The organism is Campylobacter concisus (assembly GCF_050447485.1).
GTDB lineage: Bacteria > Campylobacterota > Campylobacteria > Campylobacterales > Campylobacteraceae > Campylobacter_A > Campylobacter_A concisus_BQ.
In genome coordinates this window covers 1-25,378 of the sequence record NZ_JALMFY010000001.1, presented here as the reverse complement: position 1 = coordinate 25,378, position 25,378 = coordinate 1, and the positions used below count along the sequence as shown (strand labels likewise).

The 25,378-nt window shown below is 37.7% G+C and carries 20 protein-coding genes, 2 tRNA genes and 1 pseudogene; 8 read left to right on the top strand and 15 right to left on the bottom strand.

Annotated elements, in window-relative coordinates; all coding sequences use genetic code 11:
* Positions 1–59: 59 nt before the first annotated feature.
* Positions 60–1,580, bottom strand: a complete 1,521-nt coding sequence (locus MTT29_RS00115; protein WP_429799392.1) for an AAA family ATPase — start codon at positions 1,578–1,580, stop codon at positions 60–62.
* On the bottom strand, positions 1,573–2,448 hold the full coding sequence (locus MTT29_RS00110) for an NAD(+) kinase (RefSeq protein ID WP_429799391.1): 876 nt from the start codon (positions 2,446–2,448) through the stop codon (positions 1,573–1,575). The genes MTT29_RS00115 and MTT29_RS00110 overlap by 8 nt, the downstream gene beginning before the upstream one ends.
* Before the next feature lie 92 nt (positions 2,449–2,540).
* On the opposite strand from MTT29_RS00110, the gene aspS reads away from it, so the two are divergent.
* The 6 genes from aspS (at position 2,541) to MTT29_RS00080 (ending at position 6,879) form a co-directional block, all read left to right on the top strand.
* Entirely contained in the window at positions 2,541–4,298 is a 1,758-nt protein-coding gene (aspS, locus tag MTT29_RS00105) for an aspartate--tRNA ligase (RefSeq protein WP_012140086.1), read from the top strand.
* A gap of 253 nt (positions 4,299–4,551) precedes the next feature.
* Complete coding sequence (locus MTT29_RS00100) at positions 4,552–5,121, top strand: adenylate kinase (protein WP_004317610.1); 570 nt, start codon at positions 4,552–4,554, stop codon at positions 5,119–5,121.
* Positions 5,122–5,230: 109 nt separating this feature from the next.
* On the top strand, positions 5,231–5,569 hold the full coding sequence (locus MTT29_RS00095; protein WP_429799390.1) for a NirD/YgiW/YdeI family stress tolerance protein: 339 nt from the start codon (positions 5,231–5,233) through the stop codon (positions 5,567–5,569).
* Positions 5,570–5,662: 93 nt separating this feature from the next.
* Positions 5,663–6,133 carry a DUF4410 domain-containing protein gene (locus tag MTT29_RS00090; protein WP_429799389.1) on the top strand — a complete coding sequence of 157 codons (471 nt, stop codon included), beginning with the start codon at positions 5,663–5,665 and terminating at the stop codon, positions 6,131–6,133.
* A 26-nt stretch (positions 6,134–6,159) separates the two neighbouring features.
* The gene (ppa, locus tag MTT29_RS00085; protein ID WP_009294194.1) at positions 6,160–6,678 is read left to right on the top strand and encodes an inorganic diphosphatase; all 519 of its coding nucleotides are present in this window, start codon (positions 6,160–6,162) and stop codon (positions 6,676–6,678) included.
* A 124-nt stretch (positions 6,679–6,802) separates the two neighbouring features.
* Positions 6,803–6,879 (top strand) — tRNA-Ile (locus MTT29_RS00080).
* A gap of 116 nt (positions 6,880–6,995) precedes the next feature.
* On the opposite strand, the gene MTT29_RS00075 is transcribed toward MTT29_RS00080, so the two are convergent.
* The 13 genes and pseudogenes from MTT29_RS00075 to fliW all read right to left on the bottom strand — a co-directional run bounded on the left by MTT29_RS00075 (position 6,996) and on the right by fliW (position 21,591).
* Positions 6,996–7,559 (bottom strand): hypothetical protein, encoded by a 564-nt coding sequence (locus MTT29_RS00075; RefSeq protein ID WP_429799388.1) that lies wholly within the window; start codon positions 7,557–7,559, stop codon positions 6,996–6,998.
* Complete coding sequence (locus MTT29_RS00070) at positions 7,540–8,196, bottom strand: hypothetical protein (protein WP_429799387.1); 657 nt, start codon at positions 8,194–8,196, stop codon at positions 7,540–7,542. Before MTT29_RS00070 ends, MTT29_RS00075 begins: the two co-directional genes overlap by 20 nt.
* A 138-nt stretch (positions 8,197–8,334) precedes the next feature.
* On the bottom strand, positions 8,335–8,667 hold the full coding sequence (locus MTT29_RS00065) for a hypothetical protein (protein ID WP_429799386.1): 333 nt from the start codon (positions 8,665–8,667) through the stop codon (positions 8,335–8,337).
* Between the two features lie 45 nt (positions 8,668–8,712).
* Positions 8,713–8,961, bottom strand: a complete 249-nt coding sequence (locus MTT29_RS00060) for a PepSY domain-containing protein (RefSeq protein ID WP_429799385.1) — start codon at positions 8,959–8,961, stop codon at positions 8,713–8,715.
* A gap of 6 nt (positions 8,962–8,967) precedes the next feature.
* A pseudogene (locus MTT29_RS00055) lies at positions 8,968–9,108 on the bottom strand (PepSY domain-containing protein); the annotation flags it as partial.
* 360 nt (positions 9,109–9,468) lie between these two features.
* A tRNA-Asn gene (locus MTT29_RS00050) sits at positions 9,469–9,543 on the bottom strand.
* A gap of 110 nt (positions 9,544–9,653) precedes the next feature.
* The gene (gene hpf, locus MTT29_RS00045) at positions 9,654–10,181 is read right to left on the bottom strand and encodes a ribosome hibernation-promoting factor, HPF/YfiA family (RefSeq protein WP_004317788.1); all 528 of its coding nucleotides are present in this window, start codon (positions 10,179–10,181) and stop codon (positions 9,654–9,656) included.
* A gap of 81 nt (positions 10,182–10,262) precedes the next feature.
* Positions 10,263–10,712 (bottom strand): hypothetical protein, encoded by a 450-nt coding sequence (locus MTT29_RS00040; protein WP_429799384.1) that lies wholly within the window; start codon positions 10,710–10,712, stop codon positions 10,263–10,265.
* Complete coding sequence (locus MTT29_RS00035; protein WP_429799383.1) at positions 10,712–11,680, bottom strand: prepilin-type N-terminal cleavage/methylation domain-containing protein; 969 nt, start codon at positions 11,678–11,680, stop codon at positions 10,712–10,714. Before MTT29_RS00035 ends, MTT29_RS00040 begins: the two co-directional genes overlap by 1 nt.
* Complete coding sequence (locus tag MTT29_RS00030; RefSeq protein WP_429799382.1) at positions 11,677–12,324, bottom strand: type II secretion system protein; 648 nt, start codon at positions 12,322–12,324, stop codon at positions 11,677–11,679. Before MTT29_RS00030 ends, MTT29_RS00035 begins: the two co-directional genes overlap by 4 nt.
* Positions 12,318–16,625 carry a hypothetical protein gene (locus tag MTT29_RS00025; protein ID WP_429799381.1) on the bottom strand — a complete coding sequence of 1,436 codons (4,308 nt, stop codon included), beginning with the start codon at positions 16,623–16,625 and terminating at the stop codon, positions 12,318–12,320. Before MTT29_RS00025 ends, MTT29_RS00030 begins: the two co-directional genes overlap by 7 nt.
* A gap of 123 nt (positions 16,626–16,748) precedes the next feature.
* Positions 16,749–21,149, bottom strand: coding sequence for a hypothetical protein (locus MTT29_RS00020; protein ID WP_429799380.1), 4,401 nt, complete (start codon positions 21,147–21,149; stop codon positions 16,749–16,751).
* Between the two features lie 58 nt (positions 21,150–21,207).
* A complete protein-coding gene (fliW, locus tag MTT29_RS00015) occupies positions 21,208–21,591 on the bottom strand; it encodes a flagellar assembly protein FliW (RefSeq protein WP_298037388.1) in 384 nt (127 codons plus the stop codon).
* A 112-nt stretch (positions 21,592–21,703) separates the two neighbouring features.
* On the opposite strand from fliW, the gene MTT29_RS00010 reads away from it, so the two are divergent.
* Together MTT29_RS00010 and lon are read left to right on the top strand one after the other, a co-directional pair.
* On the top strand, positions 21,704–22,351 hold the full coding sequence (locus MTT29_RS00010; RefSeq protein ID WP_148814759.1) for an outer membrane protein assembly factor BamD: 648 nt from the start codon (positions 21,704–21,706) through the stop codon (positions 22,349–22,351).
* 8 nt (positions 22,352–22,359) lie between these two features.
* A complete protein-coding gene (gene lon / locus MTT29_RS00005) occupies positions 22,360–24,777 on the top strand; it encodes an endopeptidase La (RefSeq protein ID WP_429799379.1) in 2,418 nt (805 codons plus the stop codon).
* The last annotated feature ends 601 nt before the right edge of the window (positions 24,778–25,378 follow it).

Here is a 25,378-nt window from a genome sequence, read left to right as displayed (position 1 = left end):
CTCGGATTTTAACAAATAAACCTAATCACAAAGCTTAAATTTAAAACTTAAATTTAAAGCTATTTTAAAAGTCCTTTTGCGAAATTTATCGCCTCTTCGCTGATGTGCTCGCCGCTTATCATACGCGCAAGCTCGTTTACTCGCTCCTCTTTGTCAAGCTCTCTTACGACTGAGCTCTCACCGTGACGCTCTACTAAAAAGTGCGAATTTGCCTTTGAGCTAAGCTGTGGCTGGTGAGAAATGGCAAAAATTTGATAGAAATTTGCAAGCTTAAGCAAGACGTTTGCAATACTCATCGCCTCTTTTCCACTTAAATTTGCATCTATTTCGTCTAAAATGATGACATCACCGCCAGTTTTTGTGATCTCACTAGAGGCAGCTATGAAGGCCAGTCTTAAGCGGTTTAGCTCGCCTGAGCTTAAATTTTTAAGCGAGGTCTCGTTTAAATTTAAACAAATTTCATCAGCGCCTAAAATATCAAGCTTTTTGCCCTCGATCTTTAGCGTGATATCTGGCATATAAAGCTCTTTTAGGTATAAATTTATCATCGCTTCAAGCTCTTTTAAATTTACGCCTCTTGCCTTGCTTAAAGTGCTGGCTAGCTCATTTGCCTTTTTGCTTAAAATCTCAAATTTCTTCTCAAGCTCGCTCTTTTCAAAGCTTAAATTTTCATATCTAGCAAGCTCTTTTTCCTTTTTATCAAGCGATTCTAACGCCTCCTCCTCGCTGCCATAGCGCCTAATGATGGCATTAAGCGCCTCTATCCTATCAAGCACGCTCTCCACGTCGATATCATCAAGCTCCTCCATGTTTAGGCTATCACGCGCAACTCTTAGCTCGTTCATCGCATCTTCAAAAAAGCCACTATCAAGGTCGCTGATGCTTAGCGCCTCATTTACGCTATGCTCTAGCTCAAATATCCGCTCAGCCCTAGCCCACGCCTCATTTATCTTATCTTTTTTACTAAGCCTTTTTTTAGTCTCCATAAGCTCTTCAAACTCGCCTTTTTTAGGCCCAACACTTCTTATCTTCTCGATCTCGAAGCTAGCAAGCTCCTTTAGCTCCTCGACCTTTTTCTCTTCCTCTTTTATAGTGGCTAGCTCTTTTGAAATTTTAGAAAATTCTAAAAAAACCTCTTCAAATTCCTGCTTTATCTCTTTAAATTTCTCATTTTTTGAAATTTCAAGCCTATCAAGCAAATTTAGAAATTTCTCATTTTCAAATTCATTTGCCTCTTTTGCCGAGAGATATTTGATGTGCTCGCGCGCCACTTGGGCTAAATTTTTCTTTGAAATGGCTTGTTGGTTTATAAAATACCTCGTGCTCTTATCTTTTAAAAGCTTGAAAATATTGATCTCTTCGTTTTCTATGCCAAACTCATCAAGCTCAAATTTATGCTCCACGTCAGCTTCTATCAGCCTTGCCTCACTATCTTTTAGACCAAAAACAGCCATTATCGCGCTCATCAGCACCGACTTACCAGCGCCGCTAACGCCCGTAAATACACTAAGACCCTCTTTGAAATTTAGCTCGACATTTTTAAAATTTAGATAATCCTTAATCAAAATTCGATCAATCATTATAACCCCAGTGAAGTTTCTCTTTTAAAATTTGAAAATAATCCCTACCAATATGGCGTATCAGCCTCGCTTTTTTATCGCTCAGGCTCATGCTAACGGCTGAAATTTTACTCATATCAAAGCGGTCTTGACCGTCTATAACCAAAATGGCGTCGCTATTTGTTCTAAATTTGACTGTGTGATTTTTAGTAAGCACGACTGGACGCTGCGTGAGCGAGTGCGAGCAGATCGGAGTTAGTGCAAAGACCTCGCTTAGCGGATATATAATCGGGCCATTTGCGCTCATGTTGTATGCCGTTGTGCCTGCTGGAGTTGCCACTATGACGCCGTCCCCGTAATATGAGTTAAAATACTTTTCATTTAAAAGTGCCTCGATATGCGTCATTGAGCCGCCATTTTTACTAACGATGACTGCGTCGTTAAATGCTATCTTTTTCTCAGTTTTGCCATCATTTTTGTGAAGCGTAACATCAAGCATAAAAGGCATTTCTACCTCAAATTTATCATCAAAAAAGTCTTTAAAAAACTTCTCGCTCTCATTTATCGTGATATCTGTCAAAAAGCCTAGCCTGCCAGCGTGTATGCCAAGGATTAGTGGCGAGATATGAGCTAGCTTTCTACAAGTTGAGATGATCGTGCCATCACCGCCAAGCGTGATAAGAAATTCGCACTCTTTGGCTAATTTTATCAGCTCAAAGCCACTTTTTTCTACCTGCTTTGCACAGCTTTTTTCAAGCAAAATTTCAGCGTTATACTTTTTTAAAATTTTTTCTAGCTTTGCTAAATCCTGCTTAAATAATGGATAATCTTTCGCGATAAGTCCCACTTTTTTGGCGTTTTTGGTATTAAATTTTTGTTCATTTTTCATAGAAATGATTGTAACATATTTTATTTTAACAAAGCTTTTCAAAAGAAAAAAGCGATTATAATTGCCTAAAAAACATTGCAAAGGAGCATTTTATGCGAAGTCATTATTGCACCGATCTTAGCAAAGCTGATATCGGCAAAGAAGTAATACTTTGTGGCTGGGCAAACACATATAGAGACCACGGTGGCGTTGTTTTCATCGACTTAAGAGACGTTAGCGGGCTTATACAATTAGTTTGTGACCCTGCTGACAGTAAAGAAGCACACGACGTGGCTGCAAAAGTAAGAGATGAATATGTCTTAAAAGCAAAAGGAAAAGTAAGAGCTAGAGGCGAAGGACTAACCAATCCAAAGCTAAAAACTGGCGAGATAGAAGTGATAGTAAGCGAGCTCATCATCGAAAATCCAAGCGAGCCACTACCATTTATGATAGGCGATGAGAGCGTAAATGAGGACATCAGGCTAAAATACCGCTTTTTAGACCTAAGAAGCGAGCGCTTGCAAAATATCTTTAAAATGCGTTCTCGCGCAGCTATCGCAGCTAGAAACAGCCTAGATAAAATGGGCTTTATCGAATTTGAAACTCCAGTTTTAACACGTGCAACTCCAGAAGGCGCAAGAGACTATCTAGTGCCAAGCCGTGTATATCCGGGTCAGTTTTATGCGCTACCACAAAGCCCGCAGCTATTTAAACAACTTTTGATGTGTTCTGGCTTTGATAAGTATTTTCAGATAGCAAAATGCTTCCGTGACGAGGACTTAAGGGCTGATCGCCAACCAGAATTTACTCAAATAGATATCGAAATGAGCTTTGTCGAGCAAGAAGATATCATAAATATGGCTGAGACGATGTTAAAAGATATCTTTAAAGCCTGCGGACACGACATCAAAACGCCATTTAGACGTATGAGCTACAAAGAGGCGACCGAGACTTACGGCTCAGACAAGCCTGATCTTAGATATGATCTAAAAATGATCGATGTCATTGATATTTTCGAGCGCTCAAGCAATGAAATTTTTAGCTCTATCGCAAAAGATAAGAAGAAAAACCGCATAAAAGCGCTAAAAGTGCCAAATGGCGACAATATCTTTAGTAAGCGCGAGATGAATAGATTTGAGGAATTTGTACGTAAATTTGGCGCGCAAGGCCTTGGCTACTTCCAGATGAAAGAAGATGGCCTAAAAGGCCCACTTTGCAAATTTTTTGAGCAAAGCGATCTTGATGAGATCGTCTCAAGATGCGAGCTAAAAGTTGGCGACGTTGTATTCTTTGGCGCTGGCAAGAAAAAGATCGTGCTTGATTATATGGGAAGATTTAGAATTTTCCTAGCAGAGCAAATGGGTATCATCGATCAAGATAGACTTGAGTTCTTATGGGTGCTTGACTTCCCAATGTTTGAGCAAAATGACGACGGCAGCTACTCTGCGATGCACCACCCATTTACTATGCCAAAAAATATTGACGAGCCTGATCTTGAGGACATCCTATCTATCGCTCACGACGTCGTGCTTAACGGCTTTGAGCTTGGAGGCGGAAGTATAAGAATTCACAAAAATGACATCCAACAAAAGGTCTTTAAGCTTCTTGGCATAGATGAAGCCGAGCAGCGTGAGAAATTTGGCTTCTTACTTGATGCCTTGACATTTGGTGCGCCTCCACATGGCGGTATCGCGATCGGCTTTGACAGGCTAAATATGCTTGTAAACAAAGCAAGCTCGATCCGCGATGTCATAGCCTTCCCTAAAACACAGCGCGCTCAGTGCCCACTCACAAAGGCGCCAAGCTACGCTAGCAACGAACAGCTTAGGGAGCTAGGACTAAGGATAAGAGAAAAAGAGCAAAAGGCTTAAAATTTGCCTTTAAAAAGAGATGGAATTTTGTCTTTAGATATTTTTCTTAGATAAAATTCCATCCTAAATTTAAATTTATAAAAAGATGCCTCCGACTTGGCGGCTAATTAAATCAAAACTTGCCTAAGTAGTTTGAGATGATTTTTGTGGTTGCGACGTAAAATTTTGCGCAGATAGAACACTTAGTTCATCAAGCTAAATTTTACTAGCTCCGCAAAAGCGCTCAAAAGACAAAGGCAATAAAAGGGAAAGAATGAAAAATTTATTTTTAATCATAGGCGCTCCAGGCAGCGGCAAAACAACAGACGCATCGATCATCGCACAGCATGATGAGAAATTTGCACACTTTTCAACTGGCGATCTTTTAAGAGCTGAAGTCGCAAGTGGTAGCGAGCTTGGCAAACTGATAGACGGCTTTATCTCAAAAGGAAATTTAGTCCCACTTGACGTCGTCGTAAATGCGATCGTATCAGCCATCAAAAGTTCAAATAAATCAAATATCATAATCGACGGCTACCCAAGAAGCGTTGAGCAAATGACAGAGCTTGACAAAGTCTTAAGCGAGCAAGATGAAATTTCTCTAAAAGGCGTCATCGAAGTGGATGTTAGCGAAGATGTCGCAAGAGCTAGAGTGCTTGGCCGTGCAAGAGGCGCTGATGATAACAACGAAGTCTTTAACAACCGCATGAAAGTATATCTTGATCCGATCAAGCCTATCCGCAAGTTTTACAGCGAAAAAGAGCTACTTCACGTAGTAAATGGCGAACGCGGCATCGACGAGATCGTAGCTGACATCAAAAATTTACTAGCTAAGCTTATATAACTCACAGACCTTGCATCAAAAAGGTGCAAGGTTTTAAAACTTACCATTTATTAACACCAAAAATGTAATATCCTTTTAAAATTTCACAACCAATTTTAAAAGGATAAAAATGAAAAAAATCATTATCGCTTCACTGGCTGCTAGCATCGCAATAGCTGGAGGCTTTGTCTCAAAACACCAAAGTGAAAATGTTATAAGCGTAAAAGAGGCTTTAAAGCTAAATGACGACACAAAGGTCGTGCTTGAGGGCAAGATAAAGTCACACATCAAATCAGACAAATATGAATTTGTCGATAAAAATGGCGACGTTATCATTGTTGAGATCGACAACAAAAAATGGGGCAATGTAACAGCCAACGAAGATACGCTTTTAAGAATAAGAGGCGAGGTGGATAAAGACTTCACAAAAACAGAAATCGACGTAGATAGCGTAGAGGTTGTAAAGTAAGTTAAGTCATTTTTTTGCATCCAAGTTTTATCCGTGTTTAATAGAAAAAGAATTAAAATCACATCATAAATTTGTTTAGACAAGGAGGCTTAAATGGCAAAAACAGCATATTTATCTTTACTGATCGGAGGACTTGCTGTGCTATGTTTTAGCGGTTGTGCTAGAGCTGGGCTAAATACACCTTTACACAACACGAGTGGTATAAAATACGATAATGCGTATGCTTTGTGTAAAAATGGTCAAAATGATAAAACAATAGAAGCCAAGATAAATGAGTTGCTTGAAAAAAATATGAAAAAAGGCAACGATCTTGAAATTTATTGTGAGGTTACAGAGTATGTAGAAGGCAATCGTGCTTTGAGATACTTTGTAGGTTTTGGAGCAGGTCGTGGCAAAAGTATGACATTAGTAAAACTAGTAGACACAAATACAAAACAACAAGTAGCCGACTTTAAAGTTGAAGGAGGTTTGACAATGGGTGCATTTGGTGGAGATTCACAAGGCATGCTTAATAAAACTGGTGAAACCATATTTAAGCAAGTAAAAGATAATTTTCTTAAATAAAAATTTTTAACATAAAGGACGAATATATGGACGTTTCAAAGATCAAATTTGGCTCAAACCCAGACAAAATCAATGCCGTAATCGAAATACCTTATGGCTCAAATATCAAATACGAGATCGACAAAGATAGCGGTGCAGTCGTAGTTGATCGCGTGCTTTACTCAGCGATGTTCTACCCAGCAAACTACGGCTTTGTTCCAAACACACTTGCAGCTGACGGTGACCCAGCTGACATTTTGGTGCTAAACGAGTATCCACTCCAAGCTGGTAGCGTCATCCCTTGCCGCTTGATAGGCGTTTTGGTGATGGAGGATGAAGCAGGCATGGATGAGAAACTTTTGGCTGTGCCAGTTACAAAAATCGATCCAAGATATGAGGCGATAAAAAGCTACGAAGACTTGCCAACTGCGACACTAAATAAGATCAAAAATTTCTTTGAAACTTATAAAATTCTTGAGCCAAACAAATGGGTTAAAGTGAAAGAATTTAAAGACGCAAATGCTGCAAAAGAGATTTTAGACGCTGCAATAAAAAATTATAAATAATTTATAAGCCCTATTTTAGGGCTTTTCTTTTTAAATTTGTTCGTTTTTATACACCATATTAAAAAGGCTATTTTTTATATTTAGATAAGCTTTTTCTTGTATAATACGATTTTCTTTCAACTGTGGGTTCATAGCTCAGTTGGTTAGAGCATCCGGCTCATAACCGGATGGTCCCAGGTTCGAGTCCTGGTGAACCCACCACTTACTTTCAAGCTTTAAATTTCACTATTTTTCATTAGATTTCAAAATTACCAAATTTAAAACAATCTGCTTTTTAACAACGTCAAAGTGAAATTTAAATTCACTTTGACATAAATTTAAAATTTATACTCGATCTTTAAACCACCACTTATGCCGTAGTTTTTATCATTATCAAGCATGCCACTTAGCTGAGAAGAGAGAACCAAATTTTCGCTAAGTTTGGTTTCTGAGTTTAAAGTAAGCTTATAGCTTAACTTGTTGTTATCAAGCTTGTAATCAACATACTCATTTGAATTATTAAGCGAAACATAAGACTTATCTTCTGAGTTATATACACTTTGTTTTACTAAAAATTGCACGCTAAATGCGTTTTTATCGCTGTTAAAAGCGTATTCTACTCCCGCTGCTACAGCCACATTAAAGTCATTGATGCTCTTTTGATCATATCGGTCATTTTTAAATCCATCAATGCCATTAGTGCCAAGCTCTAGTGCGAGTAGAGGCTTTATGCTTTGCTCATACTCGCCACTGTTAGAGAGTGAAATTTTATATTTATAGTAGTTGCTTGAGAGGACGCCTCTGCCTTTTACACTAGCTTTTTGCGCCTCATCTAGGCTGCGTTTTGAGTTTATAAAGGCAAAATTTAGATTGCTTTGTATCTCATAAGCTCCCCCTTTCAAAAAGCCCATACGCACCAAAACTATAAATTTTAGCATCGTCTTTTAATACATTTGAGCTAAATTTAGCCTTGCTTACTCCAGCGCTTACGCCTAGGATAAACTCGTCATAACCTCTATCATAGCCGATATTTGTACCATAAAATTTAAGGTCGCCATCGCTTATTTTATCTTTAAAATAAGCACCATTTACATTTGCCCAGAAGTTGTTTCTCTCCCTGCTAGCTTCTGCTGCTTCGTAAGCCATCTTCGCGCTTGGCATGATGTCACTTTCAAGTCCAGCTAGCTTAAACTGCGAGATATCAGCCTTTGCCCTTAGCTGTGTGACCTGAAATAGCCTAGAGTTCATCAGCTCGTTGCTATTTTGCAAGGCTTTTATACTCACTTTAAGCGACGAAGTAGAAATTTCTTTCATATCTTTATCTGCTTTTTGTGCTAGTTTTCTTAGCGCTTCATCGTCACCACTTGAGATTGCTTGCACAAATTCAGGCGTGCCTTTTAGCATGCTTAGGATTTTATTTTCTCTTTGACTAAATTTAGAAACCCTCTCTTGTACTATATTTGGCGAAACGGCTGGATTTTCTCCCTTTTTGTCACTTAGCTTCATCTCGATCTTGCCACCATTTATGGCATAGGTCATAAACAAATCCCCGAGTTTTTGCTCGTTGTTAAAGATAGCGCCCTCATTTATGATCTTTTATGCGCTTACTAAAGTATATGTTTTATCAAGCGCCATGCCGCCTTTAAGTGCTGCTGTAAAATCAACATCAAATGATAGCTACACTCCAGCCTTGCCAGCGTAGATGAGCGCACAAGAGATGCCTTGCATCGAAATTTCAAGCGCATTTTTAAAGAAATTTTTAGCTTTGCAGTTTGAAGCTGCTTGGCTTAAAATTTTTGCGCTACTGCTTGCCTCGCTTGAATTTTTAACTAAATTTTCATGGCTTTGTTCGCCCGCTCCTAAATTTTCGCAACTATTTTTATTAGCACCAGCCTCAGCATTTTTACTTAAATTTTCTCTCACGCTTTGGCTAAAATTTTCGTTCAAATTTTTCTCTAAACCCTGCTCACCAACGTTATCGTTTAAATTTTGCTCTAAATTTTCACTCATCTTTTTCACCTTTATAAAAATTTAACGCCCAAAAAGGGTGCTAGATCACTTTGTATAGTTGCCCATTATCTCACCAGTTTGAGCGTTTATGATCACTTTTTTCTCGCTACTATCACGCTTAAGCTCTACTTTGTATATCCAAGCACCATTTTTATTATCAAGCTCTGCCTCATCAAGGCTCCAACCAGCCTCGAGTGCTTGAGCTTTAGCCATAGCCTCGTCGATGCTAAGAGCAAATTTTGAAAAATCTACCGCTTCGATCGGCAAGATGTGCTTTTTGTTTTTATTTTCCACTTTGACGATTTGTCCGCTATTGGCGTCAATCTTGATATCTTGTTTAACGCCGTCTTTAAAAGACTCTATCTTGTAAAATGTCGCATCATTTTTTACGTCTATCTCGACATCTTTGACGCTTGAGCCTGGGAAGTTTTTCTCAGCTATGTTTAAGGCTCATTTGATGTGATGGCTGCTTGCAAACTTGTCGCTCCTAAAACTGCTGCCAAAAGTGCCGTACCTAATACATTTTTCATTATTGATCCTTTTATTTTTGATTTCCAACTTTCGTTTGAATGAGCGCATTATAAAAGCCTTAAATGAAGCTAGGATAAATGAGGAGAAATTTATTTTAACTTCACCAAAAGCCGGACATATAATCATGTTTTGACAGCAAAACAGAACAATATACTTTGAAATAGCAATAAAACTAAGGGGAAATAAAGGGAAAAATACAAAAAATAAGAAAACTTAAAGTTCTTGAAATATCGTTAAAATCGGGATTTTAAAATGACTTTTGAAGATAAATGGCTCCGGATGCTGGGTTCGAACCAGCGACCAAGTGATTAACAGTCACCTACTCTACCGCTGAGCTAATCCGGAACACTTAAAAGAAGTCGTATTATAGTTAGCAATCATTTAAAAATAGCTTAAATAACTAAAGAATAGAAATTTTATATTAAAAATCAGCTAGGGGCAAAGCGCCCCTAGTTTTAGTATAGACCAAAAGTTCCGTCTGTTCTTTTGTAGATGACGCGCATTTTGGCATCGACATCGTTAAATACATAAAATTGTTTATCGCTTGATTTTAGTTTATCAAGTGCCTCTTCTACCTCAAGAGGTTTGTAAATTTCAAGCTCCATAGGCACGATCTCCTCGACACCTTCGATCTTTTCTTCGCCTATTCTTGAGCGAAATTCTTTATCATCGGCCTTGCCTTTTACGGTAAATTTCTTATCATGTTCCCTTCTTAAAACTTTTGAAGCCTTTTCGATAGCAAGATCTATCGCCGCATAGAGATCTTTATCTTTTTGGCGGACGACTATCGTGTCTTTATGCGCCATATTTAGAGAAAATTCTGCATTAAAGCCCTTTTTGCCTTGCTTTTCATCTGCTCCTACTACGCATCTTGCTGAGATGATGTCAAGGTTGTACTTGCCAAGGGTGTCAAAAGCGTCTTGGATATAGTTTTTGATGGGCTCTGTTAGCTCAAATTGTTTTCCTACAATGCTTATGTTCATCGCGATCTCCTTTTATAGAAAGTAAGATGATTATAACACGACGAAACTAAAAGCAAATTAAAGTAAAATCTTTATAAAATTTTAAAGTTTTTGAAGAGTTCGTTTGTGAAAATTTATAGGATTTGAGGCTTTTCCCGGTTTTGAGCTGACAAAAACATCGAGCATTATCGTACCTTGGTTTGCTCCTTTTACTATAACAGCATCTTTGTTTTTACAAGCATCTCCCATATCGCCAAAGTATTTTACATATACTTTAAAGGTAAAAAGCTCGCCAAATTCGCCATTTATTGGTTTGTCATCACTTGCTTCTTTGCTCTCATTTCCAAGACAAGTGACGCTAAAGTCATTGCTTATGATAGCTAGCATGGCGTACTCAGTCGCTGCGCGAGCTACTAGCTCACTTTGCTCTCTTAGATAAATTTCACTATTTTGCTTAACTGAAGTGCTAGCGATCGAAAGAGCCAGCATACAAATAGAGCTTGCGATAACCACAAAAAATATCGCCGCAATGAGTGTAAAACCTCTCCTCATCAATAGACCGCCTTTGACTTGCAGATGGTTACCTCTGAGTTTTTTGCCCTCATGCAAAGTTTTAGCACGATGACGCCATTTTTTTCAGTAAAAACAAACCTCGTAACGTTTTTGGCAAGGGTTGCTTTTTCGCCATTTGGTTTATATTTTTCTCCCATCCATGGACGATAGTCGTAGTATAAATTTAGATCAAAGACGCCATTTGCTGTATCTTTTGGATCAGCGCTTTGCTCTGGCACTATGGCGTTTGCTGTGTAGGCTAGATGATACTGCTCTGAAATTTGCTTGTTTGCAAAACCTGAAATTTCTAGAGTATCGCCATCAGTGCTTTTTACGCCAACTTTTGCTATGTCTAGATCAACAGGCACAGTTCCATTGCTATACCCAAAAGAGCTTTGTACATTGTAATAAACATCAGAAAATATCGCTACAACGCCGCCATCTTTATTTTCAAAATCCACGCATTTACTATTTCTTGCATCATCTTTGCAAGTTAAATCTTTTATGGTCTCGACCACTCCAGTAGTGAAATTACTTCCAGGACTTATCAGGCCAGTTGTTGGTGAGCTCTTAGCAAGATCCACGTAACCACTATATCTGCCTGCTTTTCCGCCCTGCTCTATGACATTGTCATTAGCATCAAGAGATATAACGTCATTAAAAATTTCATACGCATAGGGGATAAATTCTAAAATTTCATACTCGGCATTTAAATTTACCCCGCTATCATTTAGTGCCAAAAACTCTCCACTAGGTTTTCTAGCTATCACGCTTGGCTTTATGCGGTGCTCTAGCCTCTTTGAAATTTGCTCCAGTGCGATCTCTGTTTGCGTTTCGAGCTCATTTACTGTCCTTGTTTGAAAGTAGTTTGAATAGATGTTCATTATAGCGTTAAAGCTCATCATAGCGATGATACCAAGTACGACTATAACTACTACAAGCTCAAGGAGCGTAAAGGCTCTTTTCATTTCCAAGCTTTCGTATTTAGCGAGCCGCCCTCGCCTAGGTTAAAAGCGTAAGCTCTTAGCACCGATGTCGTCTCTTGTTTTGTGTCATTTTTGTATGAAGTTGCAGTTACTACTATCTCTTTTACGTCGCTGTTGTCTAGCCCTAAATTTGGCTTAAAATCCCCATTACCATTTTTTATTCTGACGTTATATTCTGAGCCAACTATATAGTCTCTGGTTTGATTTGTTGTGTTTAAATTTTTATCCAATATTCTGCCATAGTAATCCACGGACCTCACTGCCGCATCAGGTGCTAGATCTGGTGAATTTTCATAGGCAAAAACTCTATGTCCGTCGCCTGTTATTTTATTTATCTTATAAAATTCATTTCTATGATCACCTGGCTTTAAGATGATAGGAAAAAAGTAGGCTGTCTCAGCGCTACTGCCGCCGACATTTGTCGAGACCTTGATAACCTTGTCGCTAAAAGGAGCTTTTAAGATAAGCCCCATATATGTCTTAGCATTCATCAAACTCTCTTGTGTAACCGCCTTTTGATTTAGCTCAGATGTGGTCTTTAGTACAAGCGGTATCGACGTGCTGATGATCGCCACAACGACTATCGAGAGGATAAGCTCTATAAGAGAAAAGCCTCTTTTTACCAAGAAATTCTCCTATTTGTCTTATCGCTTAGATCGTTAAAGTTGTTTTCGCCGCCTATGACATTTCCTACATCGCCTTTACCTGAGCCACTTTTTAGCGTCTTGCCAGCCCAGTCACCATTTGGCACGAGAAATCTCACTGTGAAATCATTTGTCGCTGCGTCTTTGTCAAATTCATTATATATGAGCCAGTTTTTCGTATGCATCTTGGCTATATCCGTAACTGCTCGGTCATTTTTTACATAAATGTAGCTGATGCCGTCACTAAGTGCTGTCTCTTTTGCTGTATCTCGCGTAGTGTGATTTGAAAAGCTGTAACTATCGACATTGCCATAACTAGCATCGTGAAGGGGATTTACATACCATGAGTGCGTACCCGCAAACTCCTCCCAGCGAGCGCTTGATCCAGGTTTTTGCAACATAAATTTACTCTCGTCGCAACCATTGCAATACACTCCGTAGTAAATTTTTGCCTTAAAGCCAGTGTTTGGTCCCTCATAGTAAGGTGCGTATGTCCTAGCGTAGTAAAATTTCGCCGATGTTTTTGTGGTTGGCTTTTTGTAGTTGCCATTATTTTTTGTTTTATTTGCATCGACTAAACTTTCAAACGTGAAAGTATCACTTGTTACCTCAAAAGGATTTTTAGCCATATTTTTCTCGCGTTTGAAATTAAATTTTAAATTTACATCAGCGTAGCCACCTTTAAACGCTTCTTTTTTAACTTCAAAGAGTCCTTCGTGTAAAGAAGATGGACTTACTTTTTCGACTTTACTAGCATCAAGATTGCCAAAAAACAAAATTTCACTATTTAGCTTAGCTAGCCCATCTGTATCATTTTTTAGTAAGGTGCCATTGTTATCAGTATAGCCACTTATCATTTCTCCTACTTTTATCTTAAAGCGTGTATTGTTTGAGTAACAACCGTCTTTATATAAAAGTGCAGGATTATCATCAAAAAGTCTAGCTTTTACTTTAAAGCTCAAGATAGGAGTAAAGCTCGCACTGTTTTCATTTGCGATGTAGCTAATGCCTCTTGGCAAAATTTTAAACTCGCTTACTTCAAGATCATTTGGCTCAAAACCAAATTCTCTCTTGCCAAATTCTATATCGCAACCGATCTTACCCTCACCATCTTCGTTATTCTCACTGCTATCAAGCACACAGTCACTATCTAGCGGTGGAGTTTTTTTATCTATACTTGTATAGCTTTTATCTACCACATAAAATTTAGCATTTCCGATATCAGAGAAAGAAAATCCCTCTTTATTTGTTTTTATATTAGTTATAGTGCCTACTGCTTTTGCTGGATTATCAAAGGCTATCTTTAGTTTATTATCTTCACTTAGTCTCTTTTTTGTATCTTCGGTGATTATGCACCCTGCCTTATCCACAGGCAAGATTGATACATTGTTTTCTATATAACGATTTACACCTGTTGCAGAGCTACCTGCGATTAAGGTATTTGTATATCCATTTGCAAGAGTTGCCTTATCTTTATCTTTATTGTAATTGTAAGCAGCCAAGGTTATATCTTTATAGTCTTTCCCTCCCACAAGTACGTTACTACCATTATATACACCGCCACTGCCTGACTTATCATATAACCGAAACATAGCTGGCCTTACAGCAAATGCATCAAAGACTTCACACTTTACCATATCTTTATTTTCAAGCTTGCTACGATACTTAAGCTTAATATGAAGTTTTTCATAAGGCCTTTTTACAATTACATTCACTTTTTCAGTGTCCTTATTTGTAAAATGAAGTGTTACAGGATAACCTAATACAGAATTTTCATCGCTGCAGTTCTTTACAAGTTTAATATCTACATCTGCAGGTGAGTCGGGTATTTTTGGTTTTGCATCTGCCTTACTATAGTTTGTAATATATATATCAAAAGGTTTATTCGCTATCTTTGTAAAAAGTCTATTCTTAAATGTTCCATTTGGATCATCTTCTTTACTTCTTGGGTAGAAGTCATTTTCTTCTTTTTTATTCTCTACACTTAAAATATAATTTTGAGGAGTACATTCATTGATAACGCCTTGGTATCTTATGGTCTTACTATCTATTATGCTTTCATATTCTGCTTCATAGTTTATTTTTTTATATTCTTTTTTTTCATCTTCTGATTCTATAGTACTGATAAAATTAATGTTAGTTGGATTTTTAGATAATTTTTCAAGTGTTCCACCGTGAGAGCCAGTTGCATCATTGCCAACAAAGTATTCTAGTATATCTTCGTTTGCGGAACGTCTAAATTTAACATAAGATAAACTATTGTCTAATGGGCATTTTTTTTCATATATACCACTCTTTATAAGTTCTATACAGCTAGTATTTTCTTTATAAATCATGATTTTATTGTCAAGTTTAGCCCTTAATAAAACATTGTTGGCATTTTGATTGCCTCTATTTTTAACGGTAACTTTTATTTTTAACTGATCTTCTTTTTTTATTACCTTTATTTTATCTTTTTCTTTTGCAGTACCCACATCTGCTTTTTTCAGAACATCTTTCCATTGTCCATTTCTTAAAACTTGCAATTCTTCTATATAGCAAACATTAGGCTCATAAAGTAGCGTTGAAAAACCAGCCATACCAATATTTACCCTATCTCCTATATAGTTACCTTCACTATCTCTTGTAACACTAGCCTGAAGTTCTAGTTCAACTTCATTCTGCATAGGTTTTAAGAAACTAGATATGTCAAAAACGTCCAAATCCATTTGATTATTGTAAAGCTTATATGGGTTCATAGGGACATTAAATTTTGTAATAGATGAGTTGAATTGATTGCCTTCTGGATTATAAGGACTTCCACCATAGTTAAGAATATTCTTATTAAAAGGTCCTGTATTTATACTGTAAAAATTACCATCTTTTTTTATTCTGATATCTTCTCCATTTGCCTCTGGACGACCGCCGAAGCTAAGAAGTGCCAAGTTAGAGTTAATATTACCACTTGACGGTGTATAAAATTTATCAAATTTAAGATGAAGCTTTGATATATTTACTTGTGCAGTAGATGACGGTGTAGATAATACAAATAGCCCATCATATAAATTTACGGCTTTTGGTTTTACGTTGTTATTGATACCATCGTTGCCAAAATCATAAACTATAACTAAGCTCCAGCCACCATATTGTGCCGGGATATAAGATGAGCTCCAGTCACCGTCCATATATAAAAATGAACCATAAGATTTTTGAGCTGGCCAGGGGCTGCCATTTATTTTTATTTTATTGCCAAGATCTCTTTTGATCTCAAATATACTTGAAGCGATATTACCAACTGCAAATGTTCTCTCTGCTTCAGTCTTGCCAAGGCTTTCTTGTACTAGTTTGGTCACATCAGCACTTGCTTGATATTGGATATGGTATCCGCTTTTTATGCCAAGGGTACATCTAATGCCGTTTCCGTTAGCTGGATCCTTACATATTCCTTCAGTAAATACTGTATGATTTAGTGTTGTATTACACGGTCCTATTTGATTGGTTCCAGGTTTTTTACAAAGATGTTTAAGAGTGTTTAATGTAGATGACTGCCTTTGATACTCTGAAAAAGAGGCTTGCCACTGTATATCTTCTTCGAGCGCTTCTATACGGTGTTTTCTACCATCTGGGGTTTTAAAATTTACCGTTCTTATACCGTGGATTTCTTTAAAAAAATTATCTACTATAGCATCATTTACTTGCCAATCTTCATAAATAGCACCACCCCAATATAGCCTTGCATAAATAATCTTACTTTTATCTATATTTAGCTTTTCGTAATTACTCTTATCACTAAAATTAAATGTCGCTCGAGATGAGTTTAAAAATTTTCCACCATACGCACTGCCCAAACCAGGTTCTTCATTTTCAAATTTAAGTGGCAAGACACGAGAGACTGTGGCAAAACGTTCGCCTCCAGTGTCATCTATGCGAGGCTCAAAACTATACCCTCTTTTTGCAACTATCACGCTAGCACCGATAACATCCATATCACCGATAATTCTTTCATATTTTTTTCTTTGCTTAAAACCAGTATATTTTTCATCTATAAAGCCATTAAGTTCTTTATAATCATCCTCGTTGCCGTTTGGATTTGTTATCTCGTCTGTATATATAATACTGGGTTTGTTTTTATGTAAAATGCAGTGACTGAGACCGTCGTAATCAACCGTGCAAACACTACCAGGGTATTTTGTATTGCATTTATTTACCTCCGATGCAACACAAGATACAGTTGGTACTACAAAGTCATTTGTAGACGCAAATATATAAGAAAAAGATAGAATCAATAAAAAAAGAATTTTCAAATTACAATCTCCATAATGTAACTAACATATTGGCATCTTGCCATAGTGGGCAAGTATATCTTTTTGGTTCTAAATGTATGCTTATTTTTTGAAATCTAAAATCTACAAAAAAATGGCTAGATTCTACCAAGAAATTCTCCTATTTGTCTTCTTGCTTAGGTCTTTAAAATTTCCATCAGCGCCCACTACATTTCCGACATCGCCCTTTTCTGAGCCTTCTTTTAGTGTCTTACCAGCCCAGTTACCATCTGGCACTAGAAATTTTAATGTAAAATCATTTGTTGTAGCATCTTTATTAAATTCATTATATATTAGACACATATTTGCATGCATCTTTGCTATGTCTTTAACTGGCTTTTGGTTGCTTACGAAAATTAGTTGTTCGCCATTATTTACAGCACTTACATTATTTCCCAAAACCGTATTATTAGAAAAGCTAAAATCATCAAATTTAAGCACTCCTACTTTATGTGAAGGATTTACATACCATGAAGTAGCCGCTGGAAAAGCTTGCCATATACCAGTACCGCTTGTTAAGTATGTAGCTTTGTCGCAATCATCACAGTATACACCATAATAAATTTTGGCAAAAAATCCATCTGCAGGACCCTCGTAGTAAGGCGCATATACTCTGCCATAGTAGAAATTTGCCGATGTTTTTTTGGCTGGAGATTCATATTTATAAGACTTAGAATTTATAATCGTATCTAAATTATCAAGACTAAAATCATCGCTAGATACCGTAAAAGGGTTTTTGGCATGATCTACTTTTCTAGCAAAGTTAAAAAATACCTCAGCGCTAGCCTTTCCTTCTTCAAAAGCACTTTTTTTAATATAAAACATACCTTTTTTAGCGCTAGAACCAGCTAATTTTTTAGTATTTGATCCAAGAACTTCAAAAAACAAAATTTCTTCATTAGCCTTTTCAAGCGTGCCAACATTGCCGTTGTTATCTGTAAAATTTAAAGGGACTTTATGCAGTTTTAGCTCAAAATTAGCCTCATTTGCATAGCAAGCATCGACATAAAATTTTGCAGGTAGATATTTTTCATCTGAGTATCTATAGTCGCCATAAAGCTCTGGATGCAGACCTTTTAATGTATCAGATAGTTTTGCAGTCACATCAAAACTAAGTTTTACTTTTTGCATGCCGTCATTGTCAAGATAAGTCACGTCGTCGTCTTTTACGATTTTTAAATTGCTTATTTGCATATCTTCTGGGATAAATTGAAACGTAACATTGCCTTCTTTTTTGAGCTCGATATCACAGCTAACCCTACCGATACCATCTGGATCATCTGCTGGATTGTTTGGATCAAACGCTGGTTTTCTATATTTTTTCACACAGTCATCGCCTCTTGGTGAAGCGTGCTGATCTGTTGAAGTATAACTGCTATCTACTACATAAAAAGTTGTATCACCTATATCTGAGTATGAAAAGCCATCGTTGCTATTTGCACTACGTGTGATCTTGCCAAGTCCTCCGCTTGCCTCTGTAAAATTTACATTTAGTCTGTTTTTGCTATCTAAAATGGCATTACAGACGTTACCATTTTTAGCTATAAGGCTTGCGTATAGACTATTTGCATAGCCTCTTGCTAGATCGCTATCGTTTGGCTTCATAGCAGCAAGCGAAATGGCGTCATTATATGTCTCTCCGCCAGTAAAAGACTTTGTTGAAGTACTCATAATAGTACCTGCCTCATTGTCCCAGAGCCTAAAGTGGCTTGGTCTAACGGCAAAGTCATCTAAATTTTCACATGCTGTGATTTTATCTGGTGCTGTAGGATCTGTTTTTTTCTTAGGGTTAGGATGAGAAATTCTAAATTTAAGACTACTATAAGCCTTATCTACTTTGATGTCTTTTAGTAAGATCTCACTTATTTTATTTGTAATCATATCCTGATTAAAATTTATATCTTTTTCATATAAATTTGATGTAGCGTCGCATGATGTGACCAACTCCACCTTTACATCTACTGGAGAATCTGGCGCTCTTTTTTTACCGTCCTCTCCGTAGTTTGTGATATAGATATCAAATGGCTTTGAGACTATCTGGGTTAAAAGTCTATTTTTAAAAGCCCCTGTGCCATCATCTGCTTTGCTACTTGGGATGAAGTCGTTTGGCTCGTCTTCTCCTTCTATTGCGATGTTGTATTCATATGGATCACATTTTTTAATGTATGTATCATAAGGTTCTATTTTATTAGAATTTACAACCATTGATTTATAGCTATGTCCTTTAAAGACTTTAGGCTTGTTATTATTTGGAGACTGATCAAACATAGTATCATATACTACATAAGCATAATTGCCTGTATTTTTTTTAATTAACCCACCTTTATTTATGTTTGAGCCTTGCCCCAAGAAAAAGGTTAGTTCATTGCCGTTTAGCTTTTGTAGTTTTGTGTTATCTTTGTTGTAGTAATTATCTTTCAGCATATCCCGAAGATTATCCATCATCGATGGCTTATCTATATTTGGAACTACATATGTTGTCTCTTGAATGTATTCTTGACTTGACGCTACAATGGCCTTTAAAGCAAAATTTTCAGCATCTTCATTGGGTGATTCATTTTTTATCCGAACTACTGTTGTCAAGATGGCATCTTTTGAAACCTTTTCTGGTTTATTTGGTTCTAATTTAGTAAAAACAAATTTTTGAAAAGGTTTATTTTCGGGCTTGTTTGGTTTATTTGGCTCTTTTTTGTATATATACTCATCATAACAAACTTCTGGTCTATACATACGACTAGAAAAACCAACTAAGGCTAAATTTGGACGATCGGCATTTACCGACCTAAAGTTATCATCTCCTAGCAAAGTCGTTGCAACTGTAAAACGTATCTGGGCTTTCGTGTCTTCATTTTTTATAAATTTTGAAATATCAAATATATCTAGATCGATTTGGTTAGTAAAATTCTTGCCAGGATTTATAAACTCTCCAAATTTTGTCATAGTTGAGTTAAACTGATTGCCTTTTTTATTATTTTCACTGGTTACACTCTTAAAGAGAACATTATGCTCTGTCTTTATCTCTATATCATCACCCTCAACCTCCCTTTTAGCACCAAAAGAGAGCATCGTAAGTGCAGCACCTATATCTCCATGTTTTGGATTATTAAGATTAGTAAAATCAACATCTATGTTGGAAGTTTTTGGTTTAGAAGGCCCTTTTTTAAGTTCATCATTTGTAAGCCACTCTGGAGCAAGCTTTTCAAGACCGTCAAATATACTAACCATCCTTGGTTCTATATTATTTTCTCTGGCTGTTTCATCATCAAAATCATAGATGATAACCAGACTCCAACCAGCATATTGAGCAGGATGTGTCTGCATCCAATATCCGCCATTTTTATTTTTATTAACTGGCGAAAACAATAATGAGCCCCATACGCCTCCTAAATCAACTGATTTTCCATTTCTACTAAAATACCTATCACTATCTTCTAGTAAATCGTATTTAAAAGGAGTATTCGTAGCTCTGATATTTCCAGCAGAAAAAGTTCTCTCCTCTTCTGTTGTTCCAAGACTCTTTTGAACGATCTTTGTTACATCAGCACTTGCAACATATACGTAGCTTATGCCAGCTTTTACAGCCGTTTTGTGGTGCTCTTTTGGATCTCCATCGTATGCTTCAAAAGTCATTGACTTTGGTCGATACTCGCTAAATGAACCTGTCCAAAAGATATCTTCTGGTTTGGCGTCTATCGTTATGGCTTGTTCTTCACCAGGAACCTTAAAGTCTATCCTGCTATATCCTTTTATAAAGTTCAATGCATTTGATATAAAATCTGACGCTACATCATTTTTAAATTTCCAGTTTTGATAGATAGAACTACCCCAGTATAGTCTAGCGTAGACCACGTTTTTGCCAGTTAGATATTTTTGTATATGAGTGTTCTTTTCACTAAAGCTAAATGTAGATGAGGCCGAGTTTTGGCAATAACTAAGCTTATTTGGATTATAAATAAAATCACTTTGACACTGCGTATAGTTACTAACACTAAAGCTACCATCATTTTTAAAAATTTTTTCAGAATAAACCGATGATTTATTATTAGTTGGGTTAGGTTCAAAGTCATATTCACCATCTCGTTGGATCATAACAGTAGCACCGATGGTGGCCATGTCACCATTTACTTTTGTATTTAGCTTGCCATTTATAACTCTTTGTTTTAGTCCTACTGAAGAATGGTCATCAACAGCAGTTTTTAATGACTTAAACCCGCTTGAAATATAGCCATGAAAGTGATCTTGCGCTAGTGAAGTAAAAAGAGGAAAAGGTTTTGTGTCTACCGTCCAAGTTCTAGGATAAGTTGTTATGCAGTGTGGGATATTTTTAGGAGAACCATCAACATACTCTTCAATATCTGTAAAGCATAAATACTGCACCTTAGTGCTATTTTCATTATAAGGTTTAGTAACTTTACAACCGATAGACTTTGCCTCGTCTGGCGTGCATTCCCTAGGTGCACACCAGCTAAATGTAATAATAAAGAGAAGAAGACATATAGTTTTCATTGCAATCTCCTTGATACAAAAGAAAACCAAGGATTGTTTTTAAAAGCCTCCCTGCGACTTACTTTTGTATAAAATTTTCTATCATCTCGGCTTGTCCGTATTGTGGATATTTGTTTACATCCAAAACCACTTGAGACAAGGTCATGTTGTCCATATTACAAACGATAGGAGCTACGAAATTCACGGTTGATTTCTCAAGCGGAAGCGCAACTACGATGATGTTGTAAATTCTAAGTTGCGAGCTCTCTTTGATCTCCATAAGCTCTTCGTAATAACTTGGTATGTCAAATTCATAGCTTCTTAATGCAAAAGGATTTATCATAGTAAAAGATGTTTCGTCATCTTTGCTTGCCAGCTTAACAAAAAATTTGTCGAGCTCAATAAGTTCCATCGTCTTGATATGCTCGAAGCCTAAAATAGGGCTTTTAACACTAAAAATCATACTAACTCCTGTTTTGTAAAATTGCCTTATTTTAGCATAGTTTTAAAAAATTTATACAAAAATAATGGCAAAAAATGTAGAATACGTGAATTTAAAATTTTTAAGGAAAAGCATGAAAAGATTTTCTAAATTTCTAGCAGTCGTAGCTCTTTTAGGGCTTTTTAGTGGTTGTGCTGAAAAATACACCGAACTTTACAATCTAACCCCAGATGAGTGGTACGCTCAGGTCATCGCTGACATCAAAGATGGCGATCTGGAGTCAGCTGATAAACACTACGTTTCAATGGCTAGCGAGCACGTTGCAAGCCCACTTTTGGAGCAAATTTTACTCATCCTTGCCCAAGCTCACGCAAATGACGAAGAGTATCTCATGGCAAATCACTATCTTGATGAATACATCAAAAGATACGGCGACAACGGCCCAAAAACAGAATTTGCTCAGTATCTAAAGATAAAGGCAAATTTTGACTCATTTACCCAGCCAAACCGCAACCAAAAGCTAATGGAAGATAGCGTAACTGAGATCGAGAAATTTCTTTATATGTATCCAAACACTGAGTATAAGCCACTTATCGAGACTATGCTTATCAAATTTAAACTAGCGCTTTACTTCTTAGATATGCAAATAGCAGATCTTTACAAGAGAACTGGCCGTGACGTTTCGGCTAAAATTTACGAGCAAAAGCTAGAAGAGTCGCCATTTAGAAGCTCTGATCTTATCAAACCAGACGTGGCATGGTATAGAAAACTGTTTGAATAGGAGAAATTTTGCAAATAAACGAAAACAAAAGCTTCCCAACTGAGATCCCTATCATCGTTGAGGACGAGCTATTTTTATATCCATTTATGATAACACCGCTTTTTTTAAGCGACGAAGAAAATTTAAAAGCGCTTGAACTTGCCATACAAGGTGAAACGCCGATCCTTGTCGTGCCTACAAAGCCACAGCAAGACGGCGCTAGAGACTTTGACGGCATCTATGACGCAGGCGTTATCGGCACGATAATGCGCCGTGTGCCTCTACCTGACGGACGCGTAAAAGTGCTATTTCAGGGCATCGACAAGGGTAAAATTTTAAAACAATCAGGCATAAATCCGCTCCGTGGTATCGTCGATATGCTCCATGTCAAGCGCCCATCACAGGTCAAAACTGACGCTCTCATCGTGGTTTTAAGAGAAAAAGTAAGAGAGCTTTCGCAGTTTAGCCACTTTTTTCCGCCTGATCTTTTAAAGACGATCGAAGAGAGTGCTGAAGCGATCAGAGTTTGTGACCTAGTTTCAAGCGCACTTCGCCTAAAAAAACAGATCGCTTATAGCTTTTTTGTCGAGGAAAATTTAGAGCAGCGCCTACTAAAGCTCATCGACTACGTCATCGAAGAGATCGAGGCAAACAAGCTTCAAAAAGAGATCAAAAATAAAGTCCATTCAAAGATCGACAAGACGAATAAAGAGTACTTTCTAAAAGAGCAGCTAAAGCAAATTCAAGCTGAGCTTGGAGCGGACACGAGCCGAGAAGAAGAGCTTGAAGAGTATAATAAAAAGCTTGACGCTAAGAAGAAATTTATGGCTGAGGACGCCTACAAAGAGATCAAAAAGCAAATAGACAAGCTCTCTCGCATGCACCCAGACTCAGCCGATGCAAACACTTTGCAAAGCTACCTTGACTGGGTACTTGAGATCCCATTTGAAAATGTAGCTAAGAAAAAGTCATCTATCACCGAAGTGAGCAAGCACCTAAATGCTGACCACTACAGCTTAGAGAAGCCAAAAGAGCGTATTGAAGAGTATTTTGCATTGCGTGAGCTTTTGGAGCTTAGGGGCGTTGGCGAAAAGGTAAATAATGGCGCCATTTTATGCTTTGCAGGCCCTCCAGGTGTGGGTAAAACCAGCCTTGCAAACTCGATCGCAAAGGCGCTAAAGCGCGAGCTAGTTAGGATCGCACTTGGCGGACTCGAGGACGTAAACGAACTAAGAGGCCACCGCCGCACCTATATAGGCGCTATGCCAGGCCGCATCGTGCAAGGGCTCATAGAAGCTAAGCAAATGAACCCAGTGGTTGTACTAGATGAGATCGACAAGGTTGGCAGAAGCTACAGAGGCGATCCGACCGCTGTTTTACTTGAAATTTTAGACCCAGAGCAAAACAACAAATTTAGAGACTACTACCTAAATTTCAACATCGATCTTAGCAAGATCATCTTCATCGCCACAGCAAATGACGTGAGTATGATACCAGCCGCACTTCGCGACAGGATGGAGTTTATCGAGCTTAGCTCATACACCCCACAAGAGAAATTTGAGATAGCTAAAAAATATCTCTTGCCTCAAGAGCTTAAAAAGCACGGCCTAAAACCAAGCGATGTGAGCATCAGCAAAGAGGCGCTTGAGCTAATAATTAGCGACTACACAAGAGAGAGTGGCGTGAGAAATTTACGCCGCAGGATCGCTGACATACTAAGAAAAGTCGCCAAAAATATCCTCACTAAAAAGAATGAAGGCAAGATTAGCGTCACGGCTAAAAATTTAAAAGAGTTTTTAGAGAAAAAGGTCTATGAGATCGAGCCAGCTGATAAAAAAGATCAGATCGGCTTGGTAAATGGTCTTGCGTGGACGAGTGTCGGAGGCGACGTGCTAAGGATCGAGGCTATCAGGATCCAAGGCAAAGGCAATATGCAGATCACCGGCCAGCTAGGCGATGTGATGAAAGAGAGCGCTCAGATCGCATTTAGCGTCGTAAAAGTACTGATCGATAACAAAAAGCTAAAAGTGCCGATAGCTATCGTGCCAAAATTTGACGATGACAAACACAAGCTAGAAGCCAGCGACGTTTATAGACGCTATGACCTTCACTTGCACGTGCCAGAGGGTGCGGTGCCAAAAGACGGCCCAAGCGCTGGCATCACGATGGCAACTGCGATCGCATCGATACTTACTGATACAAAAGTAAGACACGATGTGGCGATGACTGGCGAGATCACGCTAACGGGTAGAGTGCTACCGATCGGAGGACTAAAAGAGAAGCTGATCGCCGCTCACAAAGCTGGCATCAAAACAGCGCTCATACCTCGTAAAAACTATGACCGCGACCTTGTCGATATCCCAGCTGAAGTAAAAAGCGACATGAAGATCATCGCAGTTGATACGATTGATGATGTACTAAAAAACGCTCTTGTAGCTAAAAAATAATCCATACTCTAGCCCCATTTTGTCTCACTTGGGGGCTAGTGAAATTTATAAATTTTGACTATCCTAAAATACAAATAAAAGCCATATAGCGCTACTAAAAGTATTTAAAAATTAAAAAAAACAACGCATAAAGTGCACTAAAAAATTAATGAAATTTTAAAACGCATGCAGTGCGAAGCACTGAGGCATACCACTCTAATGTGCCGAGGGGTTTTACTCGGGCTTCATCTCGTAACTGCAAGCAGAGCGTAATTTAAGTCCCTTTGTATCCTTTTTGAACAAAAGCTTTTAAATTTAAAGTCTGTTTTTTAAAAATAGAAATTTACTATCTTGTAAATTTTAAAATTCAACTCACCCCTAAGAATTGACTACTAAAATTTGACTTCGCTTATTGCTTAGCTAAAATTTTAGAGCCGAAATTACTCGTTTATGAAATTTTAAAATTTAAGGTAGGTTTTTTAGAATAAACTGCATGCAGTGCGAAGCACTGAGACATGCCACCTCTAACGTGCGAGGGGTTTGGGGGATTTAAAGGGGGATAAGGGGACGGCTTCGTAACTCGAGTCCCCTTGTCCCTCCTTTTGATAAAAAAGCTAGAATT

Coding starts and splice junctions, on each gene's coding strand:
- MTT29_RS00115 (WP_429799392.1), bottom strand. CDS start 1,580: ATGATTGATCGAATTTTGATTAAGGATTATCTAAATTTTAAAAATGTC.
- MTT29_RS00110 (WP_429799391.1), bottom strand. CDS start 2,448: ATGAAAAATGAACAAAAATTTAATACCAAAAACGCCAAAAAAGTGGGA.
- aspS (WP_012140086.1), top strand. CDS start 2,541: ATGCGAAGTCATTATTGCACCGATCTTAGCAAAGCTGATATCGGCAAA.
- MTT29_RS00100 (WP_004317610.1), top strand. CDS start 4,552: ATGAAAAATTTATTTTTAATCATAGGCGCTCCAGGCAGCGGCAAAACA.
- MTT29_RS00095 (WP_429799390.1), top strand. CDS start 5,231: ATGAAAAAAATCATTATCGCTTCACTGGCTGCTAGCATCGCAATAGCT.
- MTT29_RS00090 (WP_429799389.1), top strand. CDS start 5,663: ATGGCAAAAACAGCATATTTATCTTTACTGATCGGAGGACTTGCTGTG.
- ppa (WP_009294194.1), top strand. CDS start 6,160: ATGGACGTTTCAAAGATCAAATTTGGCTCAAACCCAGACAAAATCAAT.
- MTT29_RS00070 (WP_429799387.1), bottom strand. CDS start 8,196: ATGACCTATGCCATAAATGGTGGCAAGATCGAGATGAAGCTAAGTGAC.
- MTT29_RS00065 (WP_429799386.1), bottom strand. CDS start 8,667: ATGAGTGAAAATTTAGAGCAAAATTTAAACGATAACGTTGGTGAGCAG.
- hpf (WP_004317788.1), bottom strand. CDS start 10,181: ATGAACATAAGCATTGTAGGAAAACAATTTGAGCTAACAGAGCCCATC.
- MTT29_RS00040 (WP_429799384.1), bottom strand. CDS start 10,712: ATGAGGAGAGGTTTTACACTCATTGCGGCGATATTTTTTGTGGTTATC.
- MTT29_RS00035 (WP_429799383.1), bottom strand. CDS start 11,680: ATGAAAAGAGCCTTTACGCTCCTTGAGCTTGTAGTAGTTATAGTCGTA.
- MTT29_RS00020 (WP_429799380.1), bottom strand. CDS start 21,149: ATGAAAACTATATGTCTTCTTCTCTTTATTATTACATTTAGCTGGTGT.
- fliW (WP_298037388.1), bottom strand. CDS start 21,591: ATGATTTTTAGTGTTAAAAGCCCTATTTTAGGCTTCGAGCATATCAAG.
- MTT29_RS00010 (WP_148814759.1), top strand. CDS start 21,704: ATGAAAAGATTTTCTAAATTTCTAGCAGTCGTAGCTCTTTTAGGGCTT.